This is a genomic window from Cytobacillus dafuensis (assembly GCF_007995155.1).
GTDB lineage: Bacteria > Bacillota > Bacilli > Bacillales > Cytobacillaceae > Cytobacillus > Cytobacillus dafuensis.
Map to the genome: position 1 here is coordinate 4,111,964 of NZ_CP042593.1, position 23,795 is coordinate 4,135,758.

The window sequence follows — 23,795 nt, forward strand, 5'->3', positions numbered from 1 at the left end:
GGTTTTGCACGGTTTTTTCATTTGTTTCATTGATTCTGGATACGCATAAAAAAACGTTAACTGCCTCAGAATGAAACAGTTAACGTGATAGATGAATAAGACATAAAGTGAAACTTCCATCAGTGGGGGTTTTTCGAAGCACAGGACGTGCTAGTGCCGACTTTGCCACAGGACGTGGCTTTCTTAGTCGGCTTTCATACCCCACAGAGGTTAGTTGCGGCCCCCAGGAAGTGGGTCACGCAGACGTTGCCACACGATGTGGCGCTTTTAGTCTGTGTTCCTTTTATGAGACTTTATGGGCAGTTGATCACCCACTTAAGTTTCTTTGATTCTCTCGCAAACTTGAAGTGGGGGTCTTACTGCCCGTTAATCTGCGATAAATTTGTAGTTTCAATAGCTTTGCATACACTTTCTATATCAAGAGCTTGGTAGAGAAAGAATTACTTCTGTGCCTGTTCCTAGCTCACTATTAATACTTATTTTCCCCTTCATGCTTTCAATAATTTTAAACACAACCATCATGCCAAGCCCTGTTCCATTACTTGTCATAGTGAAATAAGGCTCTCCTAATCTGCTGATTATTTCACTGCTCATGCCAACCCCATTATCTAAAATATGAATGCTGCATAAATTATTCATTATAACTGCTTTTATCTCAATGCTGCCGCCATTTGGCAAGGCATCTATACTATTCTTAAGAATATTTACTAAAGCTTGAACGAATTTGGAGTGATCTCCAGGTATTGTACAATGACTTATTTCTTTTATTTCTATTTTCACACTGGCCTGATCAGCTAATGGCTTTACTATACTAATTGATTCAGATAAGACTTGTCCGATTGGAAGCATCTCTATTTTATTTGGGTAAGGTCTTGCAAAAGTGAGGTAATCGGATACAATTCGATCGATTTTATCAATTTCCTCCATTGCAATCTGAAAAAAAGATTCTTTTTTTTCATTAGGAAGAGACGGATCATCTTTAAGTAAATGGATCATTCCACGAACAGTCGTCAGAGGATTTTTGATCTCATGATTGACTGCTGCAGCTAAATGTCCGATCAGATCAAGCTTAGCAGAGTGGTATATTTTCATACGGAATAAATAGTTTTTCCTAATAGCTTCAAAAGAGAGACTAACAAAAATAATCCCAAAAAAATTCGTCATTAGGTAACTCGTAAAAAATTTGATATCAACTAATGTATTTTTGGCCATTGAAACAGATATGAGAATAAATATTGAAATAAGAATATTTATAATTGCAGCTACCATCACTTTATTTAATGTCCTTAAGCGAAAATAATAAGGTCTAACTAAAAGTGCTATAGCAAGTAACAGAGGAGTACTGAATAATGAAATAATACCTCCAATTCCACCTTGGAAAAACCTTATTAACATAGTTTCTAAAGAAAGGAGAATGCCTATTAACGGTCCGCCATATATTGTTCCTAACCAAAGTGGAACTCTTCTTAAATCGAATTTGATGCCATCTTCCTCAACGATTGAGAATGACATACATAGAAAAATAGCTAAAGCAGATGTGAATAATATTGCGTAATTTTTAACAAATGGACTATTCGGTTTACTTTCAATCCAGAATTGATGAATAGCCATGGTAATGAGGATGACTAGTAAATTAAAGAGTAAATTACTGCCTTCAAGTAACATCTGCTTTATCCTCCCTTATTCAATTGTATTACTTCTTAAAATGCCTATTTAATGCTGAGGAATCAATAATTCGAATTATTATAAAAATAATATCACACAAAGATTTAATCGCATATCTATCAAAAAAAATTTTTTTTTGCATTTTTTTTAATACATTTTATTAGTATTACAAGCTCCTTAAATGAATAATGACTAGCAAGCTTTGATCTATTTTTGAGACTAGTAAATCCATTCCTAGAGGTGATTTTAGATATTGATAGGTGCTCAGTTTTTTTCTCATAATTGTAGGGTTCGCATGGATCACAAAAGAGGGCATCTACCAAGCTTTTTCTTTGGAACTCGTCCTCATTGAGCACGAAAGAAGACAACAACCAGGCTTCTTCTTCGGGACTTGTCCTCATTGAGCACGAAAGAAGACAACAACCAGGCTTCTTCTTCGGAACTTGTCCTCATTGAGCACGAAAGAAGACAGCAATCATGCTTTTTCTTTGGAACTTGTCCTCATTGAGCACGAAAGAAGACAACAACCAGGCTTCTTCTTCGGGACTTGTTCTCATTGAGCAATTCACCTTTTTTTCAACTTTGAAGTTTAAGTAATCAATAGAAAAAAAGGCCTTAGAACTCTAAAAAAATACCGGCATCATTTTGCCGGTATTTTTGTCTATCAGTTTCAAGTCATTTCTATTTCAATTGCATACACCGCTTCATTTAGAATAGTGACTTTTGCATAGAGGTCATTTTCCAGGAGAAACGATTGCATGTCAGCTGATGAAATTCTTTCATGGAGAGGGGGACCCAATTCTGATTCTACCGCTTCCCAATCAAGAATAAGCAGCCGTCCATTCGGTCGAATAGTACGTTTAAATTCTTTAAGGGCTTTTTCCATATTCGGAATTTCATGCATCACAAAAGCTACGATTGCTTTGTTTATCGTATTGTCAGGAAGCTTAATATTTTCAAGATTACTTTCAATGTAATGTATGTTCCTAACTTCCTCTTGCTCTGCTCGTTTTCTCAACAAATCTAGCATCTTCGGTTCAATGTCTATTGCATAAACCGTATCATTCGTTTGCTGTGCGAAAGGAATCGTGAAAAAGCCATTGCCCGCTCCGAAATCTGCGAGTTTGTCACTTGCTTGGATACCAAGTAGAGAGATAACTTTATCTAAATCAATTAATTCTCTTCTCTTAGGCGAAAGTAATTTATCCGCCTTTTCAGGATTAAAGCGATGTCCAGCCACAATACCACTCCTTAGCTAAAAAAATTTAGATATCAATAAAATGACTCCTACCAGGAGCCAAACGAAAACCCCAGGTCATATTGGCGGAAATGAAAACTTCTTTTTTCCGTCATTCTGGTTTTTCCTGTTAATGCCTCAAGTCCCAGTTTGGCAATCATTTATCCGCTTCTTTTCCATAAAAGTACCCCCTTTAATCTATCCCTTTCACAGGATATCGATCCAAATTTTTACTGCTGTCGCTGCAATTAATACAGCTAGAATAGCTTGAAGTATTTTCGTATTTACTTTTTTCCCTGTCATTGCACCTAATGGTGAGGCAATTAAGCTAGCAACAACCATAATAAGTGCAGGTCCATAATCAACTTGTCCTGTTGTTATTTTACCAATTGTAGCGCCAATAGATGAAATAAATGTAATCGCTAATGAAGATGCGATCGTCATTCGAGTTGGTATCTTCAAGATAACGAGCATGATAGGAACTAATAAGAATGCACCTGCAGCCCCTACTATCCCAGACCCAACTCCAACAATTAACGCCAGTGCTGCAGCAAGCCATTTATTAAATTTCACTTGATCGAGCGGAATATCATCAAGATCTTTTTTAGGAATAAACATCATAACCGCAGCGGTTAGAGCTAAAATTCCATAGATTAAATTAATCCCGCCCTCTGACATTGCTTTTGAACCAAAACTACCGATAAAGCTCCCAATTAATATACTAACGCCCATATAGCCGATTAATGCTTTATTTAAATATCCGTCTTTGCGATAGGCCCAAACACCGCCAATGGTAGCAAAAAATACTTGAACAGCACTGATTCCAGATACTTCATGAGCACTAAAAGCTGCAAGACCGAATAAAGGCGGGATGTATAGCAGCATTGGATATTTTATTATCGAACCGCCAATTCCTACCATTCCGGAAATGTATGATCCAATAAAACCTATTAGAAAGATCGTAATTATGAATGTCATATCCATTTCTTGCACTTCCTCTTAAGAAAAGGTTAGAAAGACTTAGCTTTCACCAAGTCCTTCCAGCGAAAGCTTAGTTTTTCTTATGCGATGTTATTTCCAGACAATTTATTAAAATTCCAATTATACTTTAGTACATTAATAAAGTGAAACTTCCATCAGTGGGGTTTTTTTTCATCCCCCACTGATGGTTAGTTGCGGCTCACAGGAAGTGGGTCACGCAGACGTTGCCACACGATGTGGCGCTTTTAGTCTGTGTTCATTTTATGGGCTTTTACGGGCAGTTGTCCCCACCTTTCATCCTCGCTTCTCTCTCATCTTGAGGTGGGGGTCTTACTGCCCGTTAATGCGGGATAAACTTAAGCTTGCCGATTAGCGAACCAAATTGGTTCCCTCTTCAGTTTTTTATTCACCCTTTTTAATCCAAAATTTATATACTCCATTTTCATCTTCTTGCTTTACTAATTCATGACCACCTGATTTTGTCCAAGCAGTAATATCATTTTTCGATCCTTTATCTGTGGTGTGTACCTCTAATACTTGACCTTCTTTAAGCTCGTTCATTGCCTTCTTTGTTCTTACAATGGGCATTGGACATGCAAACCCTTTTGCATCTAATAGTTTTGTAGCTTCCATTTGTATTACCTCCAATAATTTTTTAGGGCACTTCTGCTTTTCTATCTGTCTAGCTCCAGCGCCTACCCCCGAGGTACAGGACGTACTAGTGTCGACAACGCGACAGGACGTCGCGCTTTTCTATCTTACTGCACAGCGGTTTGGGCCGATTTCCATTTCACGCTGCTCTTCTTCGTCTGGATTGATTTTTCCCATATTAGTTTTGCGAATCTCTTGGTATGAATTTGGCTGTGGCGGTAAATTTTCAGTCACAAGCATTCTAAATTCTTCCTCATTTTCGATAGTTAAACCATGGTTTTCTGCAAATAAATCTCCAAGTTTTTTACCTACACTTCCATCCTCATTTAATTCTTCAATCACCATAAAGTGTGCTGGAAGAACCAAAAGGTCTTCCGATAATTCTCTGTAGCGTTCATACAGGCTTTCTCTTAAATCTCCAACCCAGTCTTCCGCTAAACCAGCAAGATCTGGACGTCCAATTGAGTCAATAAATAAGATATCACCTGATAGCAGATACGTTTCATCAACTACAAATGATGTTGACCCGATTGTATGTCCTGGTGTGTATAGAGCATGAATATCGATCGCAGTATTACCGATTGTTACAATCTTACCGCCTTCAAGTGGCTCGTATTTAAATGTCACTTCTGTGGCATCCTTTGGCGGCAGCCAATACATTGCATTTGTCTTTTCAGCAATTTTTCGACCACCGGAAATATGATCCGCATGTAGATGGGTATCAAATACATGAGTAATCTTTGCTCCCTTGCTATCTGCAAAATCAGTAAAGATATCCGTCATTCTTGTTGCATCAATAATCGCTGCCTCCCCATTTGAGATGACCATATAAGATAGGCAGCCTTTGCCGATGCGGACAAACTGATACACTTCGCCGCCATTTTTTAAATCTCCAATTTTGACAGGCTCCAAGTGCTCACTCCAAGCTTTCATCCCGCCTTTTAAATAAGAAACAGTAAGACCAGCCTCTGAAAGTTCTTCTGCAACATAAATTGATGAGCCTTCCTTCGCACATACAACTAAAACATCCTTATCGGTTGGCAGCTTATCAAGAATCCCTTCAACGCCGTCAAGCAGTTCAAAATAAGGAATATTTAAATGCTCGAAGTGTTCACCTTCAATTCTCCAGTCTTGAAAATCCACTGTATTACGGACATCCAGAATAAATAGCTCCTCTTTATTAAACACTCTCTTTGTTACCTCTGTTGCCGTCATTGCATTTACAGCCATCCCCAACCTACCCCCTAAGGTATTATAGTATTTAAAATTTTTTCACTTTTCTAGTTTTGTATGACCTTCATAATCGTTTCTGGATCATACCCGATGACCCAGTTTCCGTTAATTTCTGTTTGTGGTACACCCATTTGCCCTGTAGCAGCAATAAGCTTCTGCATGATTTCAGGATTCGTTTCAACATTTACTTCATTAAAAGAAATATTTTGCTCTAACAAAAAGTTTTTTAGCATAACACAATATGGACATCTCGTTGTTGAATATACAGTAGCCTTCATTTTATACACCTCTTAGTTATTGATATTTATTGTTTTGCCAGTCCAAGCGCTCATCCCCGGTACAACATTTATTACTTTTGTAAATCCTTTTTCTGCTAGCCTCTGTGCGGCAAGATCACTGCGGTTTCCCGTACGGCACACAACAAAAATTTCATCTTCTTTATTAAGCTCATCTATACGGTCGTCTAATTCTCCCAAAGGAATTGAAATGGCGTTTGAAATATGACTAAATGCATATTCAGCTGATTCTCTAACATCAAGGACAACATTGTTTTCGTTTACTTTCAGCATTTTTTCTAGCTCTTCATTGGTAGCTACATTCGGATGCTTTCTTTCAATTGTTTCATCACCGGGTGATTTCCTTAAATAATGCTTTAGTACATCTCCTTCTTCTAATGTGCCTAAATATTGATGCCCTGCACTCTTTGCCCATGCTTGAATATCTGCCTTTGAGCCTTTGTCCGTTGCTTGAACTTCTAATACTTGACCTGCCTCTAATTCATTCATTGACTTTTTCGTTTTCACAATAGGCATTGGACAAGACAGACCTTTTGCATCCAATACAATGTCTGTTTTTATTTGAATCATATTAAAACCTCCTTTTTACCTACCGGGGTATAAATTTATTTAAAAAAATTTACTCGATTTCTCCTTCCCAAGCAAGCATTCCACCAGCCATATTCATTACTTTATAGCCATGGCTTTCAAGAAATTGGCAAGCACGTCCGCTTCTGGCTCCTGAACGGCATACCATAATATATTCTTTTGACTTATCTAATTCATGCATTCTGAATTCGAGTAATCCTAATGGAATATGTTGAGCCTCTGGAATTTTCCCCATCGCCACCTCATCCACTTCGCGAACATCAATGATATTTAAAGACTTTCCCTCCGATAATAAATCTTTTATTTCATTTGCAGGTAATTGTTCCACTCCACTCACTCCTTTTTATCTCCAGGCACTGACTCCGCCTTTTACGTTCGCAATTTTTGAGAAACCTAGCTTTTTTAGTACTTTACTCGCCTGTTGGCTTCGCATTCCGCTTTGACAAATGACAACAACCTCTTTTTCCTTCACAAGTTCATTTGCCCTTTTTGTTAGCTGATTTAAAGGGATATTTTTAAACCCTCTAATAGAATTTCCCTTAAATTCACCAGGTGTTCGGACATCAATGAATTGCTTCGTCTTGTCTTGCAATTCATTTTTCAACTCTGCTGTTGATATATGTCTAACTCCTTTTGTTGGTAAAATGCGCTTGATGATAAATAAGATTAATAGAGCTAGTAAAATATAATTAACATATTCCATTTACTATGACACCTCGTTTTAACGAATAGAAATTAAATAAACAAATTCACATTTCCATCTTCAGCATCTGCCAAATAGGCAGCAACTCCTGCGAATTCAACGTTTTCTAATAGCTCTTCTTCCTTTAATCCTAAAAGGTCCATCGTCATTGTACATGCAACTAGGTTAATTTCCTGCTCTTGCGCCATTTCAATAAGCTGAGGAAGCGTCATCGCATTGTGCTTCTTCATAATATCTTTTATCATCTTTGGTCCAAATCCAGCAAAATTCATTTTGGAGAGACCCATTTTATCAGCGCCTCTTGGCATCATTTTGGCAAACATTTTTTCCATAAAACCTTTTTGGACGTTGATCTGTTCATCCTTACGCAGTGCGTTCAATCCCCAAAACGTGTGAAAGATGGTTACTTCATGATCATATGCAGCAGCACCATTTGCAATAATATACGCTGCCATTGCTTTATCATAATCTCCACTAAATAGGATAATATTTGTTGTTTTCTTATTAGCCAAGGTAATCCCCCTTTATTAAATAGTGTTCCTGTTGATTTCCGCTGCAGGCACTTAGCGATCGCGGGCGGTCCGGAAGCCTCCTCGTCGCTATCGCTCCTGCGGGGTCTCCCTTTGACACGCTTCTCCCGCAGGACATTGAATAAGCTTCCTAGAATAATCACCGCACGAAGGAAATGCGTTAGCATTTTCGAGGAGCTCGCGCCTTCCTCTCCAATCAACAAGTTAATCATTTTACCGTTACCCCTATGGGTATAATAATATGAAAAATAAAAAAGAGTGTCAACCCTTTTTTATTATCTACTTTTTACCAGCAAGTTTACTGCTTCTTTTACTAATTCCTCTGTATTCTTTTCTCCATTTTCTTCCGCATGCTTCACACATTCTACTAAATTTGAACTAACGATCACACCGATTGTACGGTCAATCGCAGATCTAGCAGCAGATAACTGTGTAATCACATCTTTACAATCATTTTCTTCTTCCATCATTCTTAAAATTCCGCGCAGCTGTCCTTCTATGCGCTTTACCCTATTTTTCATTTGATCATTGTATTCCATCTTTAATCTCCTTTCTAGTACACTGTACTTAATTTTTCCTTACATTTACAACCAGTTAAAGTATACCCTGTGATCTTAAAGCCTCTTTTTCTTAAGAACCGAATGCTAATATTCTTTTCTAAATGATCAGCAGCTATAATATGGACGGATAAACTTGGAATCTCAGCGTAATTCCTTTTTAAATAGGCTACGGGTATATTCTTAGCACCTTGTATGGGATCGTTATATGATAAATTATAATCTCTTACGTCTAGAATCGTTAGTGAATCTTTATTAATGTTATATAAATCTTTACATTTAACATTCCCAACAGGAAAGTATCTTAAAAAAAAGGTTCCAGTGATAATTGCAAGCAGCATGATGATAAAATATAGCATTTTATAAAAACCTTCCCAGTTTATTAGTAATTTAGAGGAATGACAAGCTTTATATTATACCCTTATAGGTATATTGTCAACTAAAAACAGATCCCCTAATTCAAATGAAATTAGAGGATCACTGCCATTATTTCTTTTTTACCCAAAATTTAATAAGAGGTCCCTCTTGTTCCGTTTTTAAGATGGTGTGACCGGCATTATTGGCCCATGCTGGAAGATCATTTAGTGAACCTTTATCCGTTGCATGGAGCTCTAATATTTGATCGCTTTCTAACTGCTCGATGCCCTTTTTGAGCTTAACAATCGGCATTGGGCAAGTTAATCCTGTTACATCAAGGATTGAATCTACTTTTATTTCATTTGTATTTTTGACAACTGTTTCTCCTAGGTCATTTGTTGTTGTTTCAACGCCTTTATTTATATTGCTTCCGAAAACAGAAGAATAGGTTTTCCAGCCGCCATCCACATTTTTAACACTAAATCCATTATGCTTTAATATACGGCTCGCTAAATAACCTCTTAAACCAACCTGACAACTGACATATATAGTCTGATCTTTCGGAAGTTCCTCTAATCGATTTCTTAGCTCATTTAGTGAGATATTCATGGATCCTTCAATAAACCCGAATTCTCTTTCCATCGGTTCGCGAACATCAATTAATAGACCACCGCTGGCAATAATATCATCAATTTCATGCCACTGGACATGCTCCAATTCACCTTCCATAATGTTTGTTGCAACATATCCTGCCATATTTACAGGATCTTTTGCTGATGAATATGGAGGTGCATATGATAATTCTAAATGAGTTAAATCTTCTACTGTTAACCCGCCTTTAATGGCTGTTGCAATGACATCTATTCGCTTATCAACGCCATCCATTCCAACTGCCTGTGCACCGAAAATTCTTCCTGTTCCTTTGTCAAAGATTAGTTTTAATGCAATGGAAGACGCACCTGGATAGTAGCCTGCATGTGAGCTTGGATGAATATGAACAACCTCATATGGCACACCTAATCGGTTTAATGTTTTTTCATTATTGCCTGTAGCAGCTACGGTTAAATCAAACACCTTTGCAATGGATGTACCAAGGGTCCCTTGATATTTCTCCTGTTTTCCCATTATATTATTCGCAGCGATTCTCCCTTGTCGATTAGCTGGGCCAGCAAGTGGAATCATTGCTTTCGATCCGCTTATAAAATCGACCACTTCCACAGCATCCCCAACTGCGTAAATATCAGGATTCGAAGTTTGAAGGTATTCATTAACAATAATTCCTCCGCGCTCTCCTAAGTGAAGGCCAGCTGCTTTCGCTAATTCATTTTCAGGTCTTACCCCAATTGAAAGGATGGTCATATCAGTCTCGATATTTGTTCCATCTGATAAAATCACTGTCTTCCCATTATCAGCAAAGAATTGAACACCGTTTTCTAATACTAGCTGGACTCCCTTTTCTTTTAAATGAGTGTGGAGAATGCTAGCCATTTCAAAATCAATCGGAGCCATTATTTGATTAGCCATTTCGATGAGGGTCACTGCAATCCCTCTATCAACCAGGTTCTCAGCCATTTCAATTCCGATAAATCCCCCACCAATCACAATAGCTTTTTTTGGATTTTGCTGATCGACATAGTTTTTGATTTTATCTGTATCTGGAATATTTCTTAATGTAAAAATAGCTTCAGCTTCTTCCAAACCAGGGATTGGCGGTACAATTGGTCTTGCTCCTGGAGACAATAATAATTTGTCATACGCTTCTTCATATACCACATCGGTTTTTAAATTTTTGATCGTTACTTTTTTATTTTCAGGATCTATGCTCAAAACTTCACTTAAATTACGGATATCCAAATTAAAACGCTCTGACATTCCTTTTACAGTTTGAACTAATAATTTGCTTCGATCCTTGATCGTCTCCCCAATATAATAAGGCAGTCCACAATTTGCAAATGAAATATGCTCTCCACGTTCTACTAGTATTATTTCTATCTCTTCATTATTTCTTCTTAATTTCGCTGCAGCAGTAGCCCCACCTGCAACTCCACCAACAATGATTACTTTCTTAGTCATAAAGTTCCCTCCAATAATATGAATAGATTACCATTACCCCTACGGGTATAATACCTTACAAAATTATTAATTGTCAACTTAAGTAAACACTCAATTTCTCTCATGAGACAACATCCAGATTTCATATCTTACAAAACTGTAAGAGAATCTGTAAGGGAATTCGATAGGTATTCTTTAAGGCCTTTTGTAAGATAAAGAAAGAATCTTAGGAGGTTATAAGGAATGAAAACACCAGTTGTTGACGTTAAAAACGTAAAAAAATTCTATGGAAAAAAGGGTGAAAACCAATCCATTGCTTTAAATGACGTTTCATTCTCCATTCATGAGGGTGAATTTGTTGGGATCATGGGGCCATCTGGCTCTGGGAAAACAACTCTATTAAATGTGATCTCAACTTTAGATCATGCTACAGATGGCATCGTGCAAATTGCCGGTAACGATATTACGAAAATGAAGCAGGGGCAGCTATCAGATTTCCGCTCACAAAAGCTAGGGTTTATTTTCCAAGACTTTAATCTGCTTGATAATTTATCCATTTATGAAAATATTGCTCTACCACTTTCCTTGCAGGGCATCCCTTCTCGAAAAATTGGCCCAAAGGTTGAAAAAGTTGCAAAAACATTAGGGATTTCAGCTATTCTTTCAAAATATCCTTCAGAGGTTTCTGGCGGTCAAAAGCAGCGTTGTGCAGCTGCCCGAGCACTCGTTCATGAACCAGCAATTATTTTAGGAGATGAACCAACTGGAGCGCTTGATTCGAAAAACGCAGCGAGCTTATTAGAAGCGATGACAAATTTAAATGAGGAGCAAGGCGTATCCATTATGATGGTTACCCATGATCCATTTAGTGCAAGTTATTGCAGGCGAATTCTTTTTATTCAGGATGGCGAATTGTATAAGGAAATTCATCGTACAAGTACCCGAGATGCCTTTTATAAGGAAATTTTAGATGTGCTGGCTGGACTCGGCACCCAGAAAGCATAGGAGGATAAGACATGTTATTCAAGCTATCTATGTCAGGGCTAAAAAGTAAACTGAAAGACTATCTCGTTTTACTAGTTGGACTTGTCATCTCGATATCCATCTTTTATTTGTTCCAAACTCTTGCGCTAAATCGAGCGTTTATTGAATCCAACTCTGTTATTAGCCAGATCCAGTTCGTCTTTCATGCTGGCTCCGTTCTGCTAGCCATCATTACCTTCTTCTATATTTTATATGCCAACTCCTTTTTACTATCCCTAAGGCAAAAGGAATTCGGCATGTATATGATGTTAGGTGCGAAAAAGGGTAAGATTACGTTGCTTATGTTTATTGAGACCATTGTGATCGGCTTCGTTTCACTTGTAATCGGAATTGCATTAGGAATAGGGCTTTCACAAGGGATCGGCCAGCTGCTTATGAAGGAGCTGGAATTTACTGCAGGCGGATACCACGCATTTTATATTCCATCGATAGCCGTTACTTGCATCTTCTTCCTTGTTTTGTTTATTCTTTCAGCTATTTCAAATAGTATGAAGCTATCTCGTGTGACCGTATTGCAGCTTGTTCATTCAGATGTACAAGCAGAAAATTCCTTTGTAAAAGGAAAAAAGACTTTCATCATTGCTTTTCTTTCTCTCATTTTATTAGCCATTGGATATGCTGCAATGGTAAATATGACGACCCTTCAGCAGCTAGGAATCATTATTTCGCTAGTGACGACTACATCTGGAACGTATTTGCTGTTTATGTCGGTCCTGCCACTTATTATTAAAAAACTTAAGGCGAATAAAAAGCGCTCTGAAAAAGGAATTAATGCTTTCACATTTGCTCAGTTGAACTTTCGTATAAATAGCTTAACGAAAGTATTAGCAACTGTTGCGATGTTAGTTGCCCTTGGAGCTGGAGCCATATCAGTTGGAATGGCTTTCAAGAATAATGTCATGATTATGGTGGAAGGCTTCAACACCTATGATGTCGTTACTCATAATCCTACCGTTGAAGAAAAGAATATATTAGCAGACATTAAGTTTGACGAAAAGTACGAGTATCATTACAAAGTCGATGACCAATTCGTTTACTATACAAAAGAAGAGCTAGAGAAACAGCGTCCAATCATCCAAACTTTTAAGGATGAAAAGAGCTTTAGAAAGAAAGAAAGGGTTGCTGGAGAACTTCCAATAGGCAGTATTGTAGGATTAGAAGATCAACAAAGTGGATTAGCAGTTCCAGAAGAATGGGCTTTTGCCTTGGATACCATTCAACCTTATTATTTATACCCAGATCACAAAATTAAAATTGTCGATCAAAAAATGTTTGAGGATGTAAAAGGAAAAGAAGGCATTGCCATTATTGGAAAATCAGATGATTTTCAAGCCTATTTGAAGGAATGGAAAAAAATCGATGCGCTGCAGCAAAAGAAATATGGAAATGACACCAATATGTATAGTAAATATCGTTCCTACCAAGATATGTATGGTATTGCGAGCGGAACTATTTTCATGGGCTTCTTCTTAGGAATTGCCTTCTTAGCCATGATGGCCAGCTGCTTAATGTTCAAAATCCTGTCTGGTGCAACTAAGGACATTAGCCGCTATCAAATGCTCCGCAAAATTGGTGTGCGTACTTCACTGCTGACAAAGTCTATTTATAAAGAACTATTCCTCGTTTTCTTATTCCCGGCTATTGTCGGTATCACCCATGTACTCATCGGAATGGAGATGTTCTCTTTTATTCTCGTTGATCCGTACTTCCGAGTTTGGCTGCCAATTGTCATTTTCATTGTGATCTACGCAATCTATTACTTTATTACTGTTCAGTTATATAAAGGGATCGTGCTACCAAAAACAAATTAATCAATATGAATATTAGAAAAACTCGGCATTCGTCAATTCCTTTTTGGCGAATGTCATAGTTTTTCTTATGCGATCTTTTTAGCAGATATTTAATTAAAATCACACTTTACTTTAGCACTTTAATAAACTAAAAATTTCCTGTTAGCCAAAAAAATGCCTGCTTCTGAATAGGGAGCAGGTTTCATTTCGTATCAACCTAAAGCATTATCCGGATTTGATATTATTCAACAGTATCGAATAGCTCTACATCTATATTTTCAACGTCTTCCCAACTATAATATATTTCTAAATGCCATTTATCTTTTAATCTTCTATAATTGTTCTCTTCAATCCACATATGTAATTCATTATAAGCATCCATTATTTTATTATTAACACCTTTATATCTTGAAGCAGCATATCTTTGAGGTTGGACTGTTAAAGTCACCATATCAGCAGGAATATCATCGTACTCGTTCACTTCAACACAAATCCAATAACCATCTTCTTCATCCGTTTTATTATCGACAACAAATGCCCCTAATTGTCGTAATGGATTTACTACTTGTTTAATTTCACTCATGCGTTCACTTAATCGTTTTGATGCTTTTGGAATTTCGTTTATAAATTGGTCACCTAAACATAAAACTCGAAATCCTACTAACTTTAATTCTGGTAATTCTTTTATCATTATATTTTCCAATGTTGTTCCCTGCATTTTTTCACACCTTCCTTTGAATTATATTTTCTATTTCGCTATTTGGACTCGAATTCCTTTTTACTATTTATACTAAGTCTCAAGTCTTAGTGGAAATCCATTCCAAGGTCGATTTTAACATTTTCGTTATTATCTTATAATTTGATTAACATAAAAAAACAGAGGAGTATTAAAATGACAAAGAAATTAGTATTGGGAATTATAATTGCTGCTAATTTATTATGGATAACAGGGTGCAGCTACAGTGTTATTGGTAAGGAAAAGGATTTTGAGATTCATGTTCAGAAAGATAAAGCGGAAAAATTAGATATCACCTTGGATGCTGGCATCGGGGAAATAAATGTTTCGGGTGGAGCGAAGGATTGGGCTGAAGGAGTAATTGAATACAATATCGATGAACTTAAGCCTAAAGTTAAATACAAACGTACTGGCAATACTGGCAAAATGACAATTGAGCAATCTGATGGAAAAGTATTAGGTATTAAAAAGGGCAGTATAAAAAATACTTGGGACCTACAGCTTACAAATGATGTTCCGATTAATCTGGAAGTGAACACAGGAACAACGGATACAGACCTTGATTTACAAGGATTGAAGCTTAGTAAACTTGATATTGACGGAGGGGTTGGGGACATTACTGTAGATTTAAGTGGGGATTGGCAGGAAAGTTTTGATGTTGATTTAGAAATGGGTGTTGGCCAATCTACGATTATCCTTCCGAAAGACGTAGGGGTAAAAATCATATCATCTGAAGGAGTTGGTTCTTCGAATTTCAATGGATTTATTTCTGAAGGAAACGGAGTCTATGTAAACGAAGCCTTCGAAAATGCAGATGTAAAAATCGTTGTGAATACTGAACTTGGCGTTGGTGAAGCTAACTTTGAATTGGAAAAATAAAAGCTGTCTATTATTAAACTCGCTATCACTTCCCATATTTTATGAATGGCCTCGATATTCGGATCGAGGCTTTGTTTTTTTAGAAAGCTAAAAAATAATCAGGCCATCTAAAAAGATGTATAGTGGCTCATAAAATAAGAAAAAAAAGACCGCTACCGCGATCCCTTTAAGCTTTCGCCCACATTTCTTTAATAAGAAGTTAATTCAAGATTATTTCTCCCAAATTTCAATCCATCTTCCTTCTGGATCAGAAATCCAAATAAATGTTCCAAACTCACTTTTTTCAGGCCCTTTTAAAAGCGGTACTCCAATTTTGTTGAAATGTTCCATCCAAGCTTCGATATTTTCAACTTGAAAATTTAGCATCACAGATTGTTCTTCTGGAAAATAATCACTATCTTCCTTAAAGAAAGAAAAGATCGTTTCGTTGTCAGCATCTGGCTTGATGATAGTACCACTCCAATCTCCCATGGAAATTCCTAGTGTTTCTTTATACCAAATTTTTAATGAAACAACATCTTTTGATCTCCAAAAAACCCCACCGAAACCTTTAATTTTCATAGCCTTGACCTCCAGGTAGATATATTCAAAAATTTTTATTACCAAGCCATTCTACTGCAATATTTAAATTAGAAAAAGGTTGCCGCATCAACCCTTCTTTAAGAATAGCACCCTTTAGCTTAATAAGTGTTACTTATGTATTTTTAGACCCTGAATATATATAATGATTTTTGTCAAAAACAAATGATTCTTTTTCTTTAATGAAACCAATTTTCTCTGCTACACGAATCGATGGAAGGTTTCTTTGGTCAATTATACTTATCAACTTATTGATCCCTAATTGATAAAAGCCATATTCCTTGCAACCTTTTGCTGCTTCTGATGCATATCCTTTTGACCAATACTTTTTATTGATATGGTATCCAATTTCCACCTCAGTTTTCCCATCCACTTTTTGATTAACAAGTCCACAATCACCTATTAATTCGTTAGATTCCTTTATACATATTCCCCATAATCCATAGCCACATTCTTGGTATCTTTCTTGATTTCTTTTAATCCAGTTTTGAGTTTGTTCAAAGCTAAAAGGGGCTGGGTAAAATTCCATTGTTTCAGAATCTGAAAAAATAGAATGAAGAGAAGGCATATCATCATCTTTAAACTGTCTCAAAATTAGCCTATCAGTTTCTAGAATATACATTACCTATAATCCCCCTCCATTTCATTTAAAAGATACACGTAATCTTATTGGACTAAAGAAAAATTATTACTTATTAGTGTTTTAAGCAACCGGTGTCCCATTTTTAACAGGTTCATCTGGTTTTAAGAGTATAACATCACCTTCTTGTGGAACGCCACCAATTACCAAAACCTCAGATTTAAAACCTGCGATACGTCTAGGGGGGAAATTTACTACTGCAACCACTTGACTTCCAATAAGTTGTTTTGGTTCATATCTACGTGTAATTTGGGCTGAAGATTGTTTGATACCGATATCACCAAAATCAATTTCTAATTTTATTGCTGGTTTTCTTGCTTCTGGAAATGGCTCTGCTTTAATCACTGTACCGACTCGTATATCCAATTTCAAAAAATCATCAATTGTTGCCACTAATATTACCTCCAGTTTTTTACTTATCTTGATTGTGTTCAAAGCTGAGCACAGTTATCTTGAGCAACTTGGGTTCTAACCAAGTCTATATTTAAATTTTACTTATATGGAATTATTGTTTTTTACTGAAAGTCAGATTATTTTATCCAAATGTCGTTATTTAGCTAATTTTTAGAACGGTCCTATAAAGCCTTAATGATAAAACACGCTAAACCATCTCAAAATTAAAATGATAGTAATACTCACGGCACCAATTTACATCAGAATCATTCCTTGTAACCAAATTTGAAACTTAAATGATTCTTCATTGATGGGTGTATTTTTTTCTAAATTGACTAGGTGTTAGCTCCTCATGTTTTTGAAATAAACGTGTTAGTGACGATTGATGTTCTAAACCAACTTGGATAGCAATGTGTAAAATAGATAAATCCGTGTTACGGAGTAATTCTTTTGCTTTATTCAAACGTACTTCTTGTATATATGCTGAAGGTGATTTACCGGTTTCTTTTATAAACCAATCTGAATAATAAGATCGATTATAATGTTCAATTGAAGCTAATTGTTGTACGGTAATGTTTTGATTATAGTGTTCATGAATATAGCTAATCGATTTAGGTTGTTGTTTTTGGAGTAAAGAATGTGAAATGTAAGGGTAGAGCTCCTTAAGCGCAGAGGGATATACAGACTCATTAATCTCATCTAGAATAAGATTTCGAATCCCTCTCCATCGATTGTTTAACTTATAAGAAACTCCCTTATTTTGAAACTTTAACTCATTCCAGGTGAGCATAAAATCAGGAATATCTAAAACCAAAAACTCGTTACGTACGACTGAAGAAAAAGTATGATTGCATTTTGGAGGAACAAAAAATAATGTTTGATGGCCTAGTTTAATGTTCTGTTCCCCCGCCTTTATATTAAGTTCCCCTTGTAGAGGTAAGATTAACTGGGCGTATGAATGTGAATGAGTGTCTTGATGAGCTGTATAAGTTCTTCGCTCTGCAACAATTTCTTTCATATTTTCCATTTAGGATTCCTCGCTGGTAATTGCGTTTTTGTATTATTTGACATATAGGATATGCCAAACCTTAGCCTTTTTTCTAACTTTGTTTTCATCTTTCTTACTTTCCCCCAGATCATTCATGATCACACAACTAACACAAAACCATATTTAAAAACTTTATTGAGCTATATACTTCAACAAAAAATACACTTCTCCTTCTTGAAGAAATGCTACTCGTTCGTACAATAAGAACCTGATTGACACTGGACAGTCATATATTTGTTCCCATTATCGCCTCGTACACTACTTAAATTAACCCGATTCTTAAGTTGAACAAAAAAAAGGCTGCCGAAGCAACCTAAAATTTCTATAATTAATGCACTCGTTAGCTAAACAATTACATCTCGCAATTTTGGAACCAACTCTTTGTATCTAACAAAAAAATCTTTTGGCAATAGAAACTTTTTGATCAAATTAAATGTTTGTCCAAACTTGGTTTCACTTAACTGCATACTTTATAACATAAAAATTAAGGGGGTGACAAAATGGTTCGTATTATTGATTATCAAGCAAAGCAGCCTATTAGCAAAGTTAACAATAATAACCAAACTCCTATTCCTCAATCTCCAGATAAAATTGTACTAGCCTCAATCCGTATAACTATACCAAAGAATGCAAAGAAAAATCATGTAGAATTAATTGCAACAGCAGGGCTTCGAGGGATAAGTGAAACATCTCAAATTTTATTTAAGATCTTTCGTGATGGAAAAGAAATTTTTAGAGCTCAAGAGGGAATAGAAGCGGATCCTACATCAGAGGTAAATTATATTGTGACATTCCAAGCTATAGATAAAAATGTGCGAAAGGGATCACATCGATATAAAGTGACTGCTGAAAATATTACTTCTGACACAGAAGCAGCTATTGTCGGGCCAATTTCATTTAGTGGTTTAGCCATAAAAAAATGTTAATGGAAGAATCACGAATAATAGATTCAAACGGATATTAGATTGCTGATAATCCTAAGGTTATCCAATACCCCTTATTGTTGTGGGGTATTGGATAATGTTAGAAAAACTTGGCATTTGCCAAGTCCTTTTTGGCGAATGCCTTAGTTTTTCTTATGCGATCTTATTAGCAGATATTTAATTGAACACACACTTTACTTTAGTACGTTAATAAACTTAATCATTCCTATTAGCTAACAAAAAATCATCATTACTTCTTCTACTCCCTCAGTTTAATAAATGGGCTATTAAAGAAGCCTAACGACTTAAAGTAATGTTGCAGTTTATAGTCTTTTAACTTGTTCAATCTTTAATCCGAAAATTTGCGGTGGTTCAACATTGTTGTTTTGTAAATAAGAAGATAACTGCCCACGGTGATGTATTTCATGTTCTATGAATGCCATCATAATCCTCCATGAACTTACCTCATGACCATGCATAGTAGGAATTTTTTTGGTTAGTAGATCATTGCCTAGAATTAATAAGCCTTTTATGAATTTGACATGACACGCTTCTAAATAATGAGTAATTTCCTCTATCGTTTCCCCTTTACTTCTTTCATGCCCAGGATAGGTCCACCCCTTTTGCTCCAATATACTTAAAAACATTAGCTGAGAAGAACCTAAATGTCTGAGTAAATCTCCCGTTGAAAATTTATTTTCTGCTGGTTTCCATTCTAAAGTAAAACTTGGAGTAGCTTTCACATATTGCATGGTACGCTTTCGAACACTTTCCAAATACTCTACATATTCATTAATGTTGTGAATCATAATTCATCACCCCCATTATTTAATTTTTTCTTTTCAAAAAAGGTAAGAGATAGCTGTTCATTTACTCTGACTTCATCAACTTTGTGAAATCCGTTCTTTATATAAAGACTAACGGCTGGAGCATTTTTAAAGCCAGTTGACACTTTTATTATTTCAATCTCTTCCTTACATTCAATGTTAAATTCAACGAAATCCAAAAGTCTTTGGGCAATTCCATTTCGAAAATGATCTGGATGTACGATTAACCGATGTATATCGATTTCACCCATTTCTACTTTTATTGATATGGCTCCACATAGCTCTTCGTCAATATAATAACCAAAGAAAGTTTCTCCACATTGTTGCAATGTATCAACTGTATCTTTCAATGGGGGGATGTCAGAAAAGCCAATTATTTCTGCTTCTACCATATAAGAAGGTATTTGAACCTTTAATACTTCTTCAGCTAGTTCTCGATTACGAATATCAATTTCTTTTATCAAAGACATCCCTCATTCAATTATTTTTTTATCTTTTCTACTTTTCATAACAATGTGCTATGAAGCTATTATAAATAGGAGCAAGTTTAATTTCGTTCTATTATTACACAACAACATTCATGATTACGAAGGATTTCCAAATCAGTATTAGAAAGTGTTTCAAAAGACACTTTCATCACTTTTTTCGATTTTACTTCATCACCAAACCAAATGGACCAAAGTTCAACGGTTTCTCCCTTTTGGATGTTTGTCTTTAAATATTCTGTAAGTTGATTTAAAAACTTTGAACTGAAATTGCCCTCAAGCCAGTAAATATATTTACTATTAATATAAGATTCCAGACCATAAGGTGGATTATCACATAATGCAATCTGCAATCCCCCTAAATCCTCTTCATTTTTTGCATATAAAACATCCATATCTTCATCGAGCTCATCCCAAGAAGAATAAGAAAAAGGCGGGTTTGGAATTGGTATCATTTCCTTAATATCCTTCACTTTCATTTGGATAAAACCACTATGATCGACTTCATACACTGGATTGTCTGATGCGAGGAATCTATATAAACTCATTAGATAATCCTTCCTTTTGCTATAAAAATACTATTCCATTGGTCATTTTATATAATATTTTTTAAACCAAATTTCTAAATTCTCTTTTATCGTATTTCTTGCATGGTGGCCTATATTTTTATACCCTAATCTGAAATAGAGTGTTTTTACAAAGTTCATTACATTTGTCTTAATCCGATAGAAGTTTATATAAGAACTCTCTTTCTCAAACACAGCTTCCAATTCAGAAAATATATTAATAACCCATTCTACTAATTCTGTTTCCTTCAAATCTTTATCCATCAGGGATTCAATAACAAATATTAGTCTTTCATCTTCATTATCTGTGTAAACTGGACCTTTAAATAAACAATTATGAACTGTATCAAGAAAATCTTTAGACATACCAGTATTATAGCTCGGATGGTCTATTGCCGAAGCCAATAAATCGGCCCCATGTGCTATACTGTGAGCCCAACCTTTTCCTTCTACATAACCCCTTGTATCCTTTTCTTGTCGTAAATAAGAAATACTGCTTTCAAATGCTCTTAACAAAATGTCAGTTGAAAGAAATCGATCATCCTTATCTTTATTCAAAATAACCGCAATGACTAATGAAGAAAAAGAACGCGTAAATACGGAATCGCTATTGATTTCACCAATTTTGTAGAATAAATGATTATGATCTAAGCAAGTTTCCATAATATACTGCAGCTGCCTCTTATCTAAATAATTTTCACTAATTAATTTTGCAAAAGCAGAATAAACAAGTTCTCTTAAATCGGAATCAATCGTTCCTATATCAGTAAGCATATCACTGATTAATTCGTCTAAATTTTGATTTAATATCTGTTCTTCAGTCATGTCATTAAGTTCAATCAGCAGGCTTTTTAAATCCATAACCATACCTCCTTCTCTAAGTAAGCAAATCGTTTATTTTAAATAGGAAACCGAATCTTATACACATCCATTAAAACCCTATCATTCCTCTAATCTATGATATTCCTGTTGGGGATTACTACGTGACCATAATACGACTGGGATTAGCAGCAGTGAGAGAATTCCCCCTACAAACGAAAGTGTAGTGTAACTGAAGTAAGCTACAATGACTCCTGATAATATTCCTCCCGCTGCACCAGCTAATGCAATAAAGACATCCACAGACCCTTGTACCTTCGCTCGATTGGAAAAAGAAGTTCCATCTACAATAAGTGCGGTACCGCTAATTAGACCGAAATTCCAGCCCAGACCAAGTAAAGTAAGAGCAGTGATAAGCATTGGAATGGAACCTGTAGAAGTAAAAGCTGCAAAAATACCCGCAAGAAGCAGAGTAACTCCTGAAGCAATTGCCATCGCCGTACGCCCAATTTTATCAACCAGTATACCTGTAACTAGGGACGGAAAATACATTGCTGCTACATGAATTCCTATTACCATTCCAACCTCATTTAAGCCATGTCCATGATGTCCCATATGTACGGGTGTCATCGTCATAATCGCGACCATAACAATTTGGGAAACAATCATAACAGTCGCGCCTGCAACGATTCCTCGTTTATTAATGGAAAGGTCCTTTCGTTTCTTATCTGCAAAATTTGATTCATCCATTTTCTGCGAGCTAGCAATTGCTTTTGCAACAACTAAAGGGTCTGGACGAAGAAAAATAAGAAAAACGAACCCAGCAAGAATATAAGCACAAGCAGCTAAAATGAATGGACCTGCTAGAGCAGGAACACCAATTGAGGCAGCAAAGCTCCCCATTACTTCAACCAAGTTAGGACCGGCAACTGCACCAAATGTGGTTGAAACCATCGCAATACTGACAGCTGTTGCTCGCTGAGTTGACTTGGCTAAGTCCGTGCCAGCATAGCGTGCTTGTAAGTTTGTTGCCGTTCCAGAACCATAAATGAGCAATGAGGCAAACAGAAATAGAATATTATTCGTCACTGCTGCTAGGACTACCCCAATCGCACCAATACCACCAAGTAAAAAACCTAGTCCTAGTCCAAAGCGGCGCCCGAAACGTTGGGACAAATTCCCGACAAGCAAAGCCGCTATGGCAGAACCTAATGTGAACAAGGCAGTAGGAAGACCAGCAAAGCTATCCGTTCCTAACATTTCTTGTGCAAGAAGCGCACCGACCGTTATTCCTGCTGCAAGTCCTGCACCACCGAGAATTTGTGAAATAACAACAATAATCAATGTCCGTTTATATAAACGTCGCTGCTTTTCCGGATCATCAATATAAATCTGCAACTCAGACGATTGACTTTCTATAGCACCTGAATCATCCAATTTAGGTAACATACCTTCTAACCACCTATTCCCCAAAAAATAATGAATGCCCATATTATACTTACTATTCAATTTGCAAATAAAATTTTCCTTCTTCAATAAATCTTTCACTTTAGTTTAGCAAAAAGAGCACTTTTTCTTGAAGAAATGTGCTCTCTTGGACGGGTTAATAAAAAGATGAAATTACTGCTTAATTATGTCAGGTCCCCATGGCGCAGGACTTATAGTTGGATCATTTATATTTTGTCTCTGCAATCCTAATTTCCCAGCAAAATAATTAAGCATTTCAAAGACAGTAAAACGATGAAAACTGCCGTTAAGAAAATGCGGTTCATTTCGTCTGTTGGGATCTATCTTCTTTAGAGGAATAAAAACACTTGCAGTATGATCTTGAAATTCATTAACTGGAACACTAAAATTAATAAGTTCGTTATAGCCATTTGCAAACGCGAGGACAGTAACTTCCCCCATATTCTTCATCGGAAATCTAGGGTCCTTAAGGACTGAAACAGGTATTTTTACTTCGCCATTAGAATTTGTTAATGCTGTTCCAATAATCTCGCCTAAAGAATTGATTACAACTATTCGAGCATTACGAATGGGCCTATCACCATCATCAAAAGTACTTTTTGCTTTAGCAGTTAATAATGCTGATATGGTGTTATCATTTGTCTCTGCAAAAACTGTTATGGATGAAAAGAGAAAAGAAACAATGAAAAATATAAAAAGATTTTTTTGACCCAAGGCTTCCACAACCTTCTCTTTGTTTTTTCCTTGGT

At 36.2% G+C, this 23,795-nt stretch carries 28 protein-coding genes; 4 read left to right on the top strand and 24 right to left on the bottom strand.

The genetic code is table 11. The features are described 5' to 3' along the window. Nucleotides 1-417: 417 nt before the first annotated feature. From FSZ17_RS19640 to FSZ17_RS19705, 13 genes are all read right to left on the bottom strand, one after another. On the bottom strand, nucleotides 418-1,665 hold the full coding sequence (locus FSZ17_RS19640; RefSeq protein ID WP_057773503.1) for an ATP-binding protein: 1,248 nt from the start codon (nucleotides 1,663-1,665) through the stop codon (nucleotides 418-420). A 670-nt stretch (nucleotides 1,666-2,335) separates the two neighbouring features. After that, nucleotides 2,336-2,905, bottom strand: coding sequence for a class I SAM-dependent methyltransferase (locus tag FSZ17_RS19645; RefSeq protein ID WP_082625295.1), 570 nt, complete (start codon nucleotides 2,903-2,905; stop codon nucleotides 2,336-2,338). Between the two features lie 204 nt (nucleotides 2,906-3,109). Continuing rightward, a complete protein-coding gene (locus FSZ17_RS19650; protein ID WP_057773505.1) occupies nucleotides 3,110-3,886 on the bottom strand; it encodes a sulfite exporter TauE/SafE family protein in 777 nt (258 codons plus the stop codon). Between the two features lie 399 nt (nucleotides 3,887-4,285). Further along, entirely contained in the window at nucleotides 4,286-4,516 is a 231-nt protein-coding gene (locus FSZ17_RS19655) for a sulfurtransferase TusA family protein (protein WP_057773507.1), read from the bottom strand. Nucleotides 4,517-4,636: 120 nt separating this feature from the next. Further along, nucleotides 4,637-5,764: an MBL fold metallo-hydrolase gene (locus tag FSZ17_RS19660; protein ID WP_057773509.1), complete on the bottom strand. Its 1,128-nt coding sequence runs from the start codon at nucleotides 5,762-5,764 to the stop codon at nucleotides 4,637-4,639. 50 nt (nucleotides 5,765-5,814) lie between these two features. After that, entirely contained in the window at nucleotides 5,815-6,045 is a 231-nt protein-coding gene (locus FSZ17_RS19665) for a glutaredoxin family protein (protein ID WP_057773511.1), read from the bottom strand. A 12-nt stretch (nucleotides 6,046-6,057) separates the two neighbouring features. Next, nucleotides 6,058-6,633 carry a sulfurtransferase TusA family protein gene (locus FSZ17_RS19670; RefSeq protein WP_057773513.1) on the bottom strand — a complete coding sequence of 192 codons (576 nt, stop codon included), beginning with the start codon at nucleotides 6,631-6,633 and terminating at the stop codon, nucleotides 6,058-6,060. A gap of 49 nt (nucleotides 6,634-6,682) precedes the next feature. Continuing rightward, the gene (locus FSZ17_RS19675; RefSeq protein WP_057773515.1) at nucleotides 6,683-6,979 is read right to left on the bottom strand and encodes a rhodanese-like domain-containing protein; all 297 of its coding nucleotides are present in this window, start codon (nucleotides 6,977-6,979) and stop codon (nucleotides 6,683-6,685) included. 15 nt (nucleotides 6,980-6,994) lie between these two features. Then, on the bottom strand, nucleotides 6,995-7,354 hold the full coding sequence (locus tag FSZ17_RS19680) for a rhodanese-like domain-containing protein (RefSeq protein ID WP_057773517.1): 360 nt from the start codon (nucleotides 7,352-7,354) through the stop codon (nucleotides 6,995-6,997). Nucleotides 7,355-7,386: 32 nt separating this feature from the next. Next, a complete protein-coding gene (locus FSZ17_RS19685) occupies nucleotides 7,387-7,866 on the bottom strand; it encodes a DsrE/DsrF/DrsH-like family protein (RefSeq protein ID WP_057773519.1) in 480 nt (159 codons plus the stop codon). Nucleotides 7,867-8,159: 293 nt separating this feature from the next. Next, nucleotides 8,160-8,423 (bottom strand): metal-sensitive transcriptional regulator, encoded by a 264-nt coding sequence (locus FSZ17_RS19695; protein WP_057773521.1) that lies wholly within the window; start codon nucleotides 8,421-8,423, stop codon nucleotides 8,160-8,162. A 14-nt stretch (nucleotides 8,424-8,437) separates the two neighbouring features. After that, nucleotides 8,438-8,800: a rhodanese-like domain-containing protein gene (locus FSZ17_RS19700; protein ID WP_057773523.1), complete on the bottom strand. Its 363-nt coding sequence runs from the start codon at nucleotides 8,798-8,800 to the stop codon at nucleotides 8,438-8,440. A gap of 127 nt (nucleotides 8,801-8,927) precedes the next feature. Next, nucleotides 8,928-10,871 carry a CoA-disulfide reductase gene (locus FSZ17_RS19705; protein ID WP_057773526.1) on the bottom strand — a complete coding sequence of 648 codons (1,944 nt, stop codon included), beginning with the start codon at nucleotides 10,869-10,871 and terminating at the stop codon, nucleotides 8,928-8,930. A 222-nt stretch (nucleotides 10,872-11,093) separates the two neighbouring features. Between FSZ17_RS19705 and FSZ17_RS19710 the strand changes: the two genes are divergently transcribed. Together FSZ17_RS19710 and FSZ17_RS19715 are read left to right on the top strand one after the other, a co-directional pair. After that, nucleotides 11,094-11,855 (top strand): ABC transporter ATP-binding protein, encoded by a 762-nt coding sequence (locus FSZ17_RS19710; protein ID WP_057773528.1) that lies wholly within the window; start codon nucleotides 11,094-11,096, stop codon nucleotides 11,853-11,855. Nucleotides 11,856-11,866: 11 nt separating this feature from the next. After that, nucleotides 11,867-13,705 (top strand): FtsX-like permease family protein, encoded by a 1,839-nt coding sequence (locus FSZ17_RS19715; protein WP_057773530.1) that lies wholly within the window; start codon nucleotides 11,867-11,869, stop codon nucleotides 13,703-13,705. Between the two features lie 220 nt (nucleotides 13,706-13,925). Here the strand turns inward: FSZ17_RS19715 and FSZ17_RS19720 are convergent, their stop codons facing one another. Continuing rightward, a complete protein-coding gene (locus FSZ17_RS19720; RefSeq protein WP_057773533.1) occupies nucleotides 13,926-14,402 on the bottom strand; it encodes a GyrI-like domain-containing protein in 477 nt (158 codons plus the stop codon). A 174-nt stretch (nucleotides 14,403-14,576) separates the two neighbouring features. On the opposite strand from FSZ17_RS19720, the gene FSZ17_RS19725 reads away from it, so the two are divergent. Beyond that, complete coding sequence (locus FSZ17_RS19725; protein ID WP_057773535.1) at nucleotides 14,577-15,299, top strand: toast rack family protein; 723 nt, start codon at nucleotides 14,577-14,579, stop codon at nucleotides 15,297-15,299. 210 nt (nucleotides 15,300-15,509) lie between these two features. Here FSZ17_RS19725 and FSZ17_RS19730 read toward each other — a convergent pair whose 3' ends face one another. The 4 genes from FSZ17_RS19730 to FSZ17_RS19745 form a co-directional block, all read right to left on the bottom strand. Then, complete coding sequence (locus tag FSZ17_RS19730) at nucleotides 15,510-15,860, bottom strand: VOC family protein (RefSeq protein WP_057773537.1); 351 nt, start codon at nucleotides 15,858-15,860, stop codon at nucleotides 15,510-15,512. Nucleotides 15,861-15,993: 133 nt separating this feature from the next. Further along, nucleotides 15,994-16,500, bottom strand: coding sequence for a GNAT family N-acetyltransferase (locus FSZ17_RS19735; protein WP_057773539.1), 507 nt, complete (start codon nucleotides 16,498-16,500; stop codon nucleotides 15,994-15,996). Nucleotides 16,501-16,581: 81 nt separating this feature from the next. Next, nucleotides 16,582-16,911, bottom strand: coding sequence for a chaperone CsaA (gene csaA / locus FSZ17_RS19740; protein ID WP_057773541.1), 330 nt, complete (start codon nucleotides 16,909-16,911; stop codon nucleotides 16,582-16,584). 304 nt (nucleotides 16,912-17,215) lie between these two features. Then, on the bottom strand, nucleotides 17,216-17,938 hold the full coding sequence (locus tag FSZ17_RS19745; RefSeq protein WP_082625296.1) for an AraC family transcriptional regulator: 723 nt from the start codon (nucleotides 17,936-17,938) through the stop codon (nucleotides 17,216-17,218). Nucleotides 17,939-18,459: 521 nt separating this feature from the next. On the opposite strand from FSZ17_RS19745, the gene FSZ17_RS19750 reads away from it, so the two are divergent. Continuing rightward, a complete protein-coding gene (locus FSZ17_RS19750; protein ID WP_057773542.1) occupies nucleotides 18,460-18,885 on the top strand; it encodes a hypothetical protein in 426 nt (141 codons plus the stop codon). 320 nt (nucleotides 18,886-19,205) lie between these two features. On the opposite strand, the gene FSZ17_RS19755 is transcribed toward FSZ17_RS19750, so the two are convergent. The 6 genes from FSZ17_RS19755 to FSZ17_RS19780 all read right to left on the bottom strand — a co-directional run bounded on the left by FSZ17_RS19755 (nucleotide 19,206) and on the right by FSZ17_RS19780 (nucleotide 23,760). Continuing rightward, nucleotides 19,206-19,691: a DinB family protein gene (locus FSZ17_RS19755; protein ID WP_057773544.1), complete on the bottom strand. Its 486-nt coding sequence runs from the start codon at nucleotides 19,689-19,691 to the stop codon at nucleotides 19,206-19,208. Then, nucleotides 19,688-20,179 carry a GNAT family N-acetyltransferase gene (locus FSZ17_RS19760; RefSeq protein WP_407643416.1) on the bottom strand — a complete coding sequence of 164 codons (492 nt, stop codon included), beginning with the start codon at nucleotides 20,177-20,179 and terminating at the stop codon, nucleotides 19,688-19,690. Before FSZ17_RS19760 ends, FSZ17_RS19755 begins: the two co-directional genes overlap by 4 nt. Before the next feature lie 77 nt (nucleotides 20,180-20,256). Next, a complete protein-coding gene (locus tag FSZ17_RS19765; RefSeq protein ID WP_057773549.1) occupies nucleotides 20,257-20,742 on the bottom strand; it encodes a hypothetical protein in 486 nt (161 codons plus the stop codon). A gap of 42 nt (nucleotides 20,743-20,784) precedes the next feature. Next, entirely contained in the window at nucleotides 20,785-21,621 is an 837-nt protein-coding gene (locus tag FSZ17_RS19770; protein WP_057773551.1) for a DUF2785 domain-containing protein, read from the bottom strand. An 81-nt stretch (nucleotides 21,622-21,702) separates the two neighbouring features. Beyond that, nucleotides 21,703-23,028, bottom strand: coding sequence for an MFS transporter (locus FSZ17_RS19775; RefSeq protein WP_057773553.1), 1,326 nt, complete (start codon nucleotides 23,026-23,028; stop codon nucleotides 21,703-21,705). Between the two features lie 171 nt (nucleotides 23,029-23,199). Continuing rightward, nucleotides 23,200-23,760, bottom strand: coding sequence for a hypothetical protein (locus FSZ17_RS19780; protein WP_146846535.1), 561 nt, complete (start codon nucleotides 23,758-23,760; stop codon nucleotides 23,200-23,202). Between the last annotated feature and the right edge of the window lie 35 nt (nucleotides 23,761-23,795).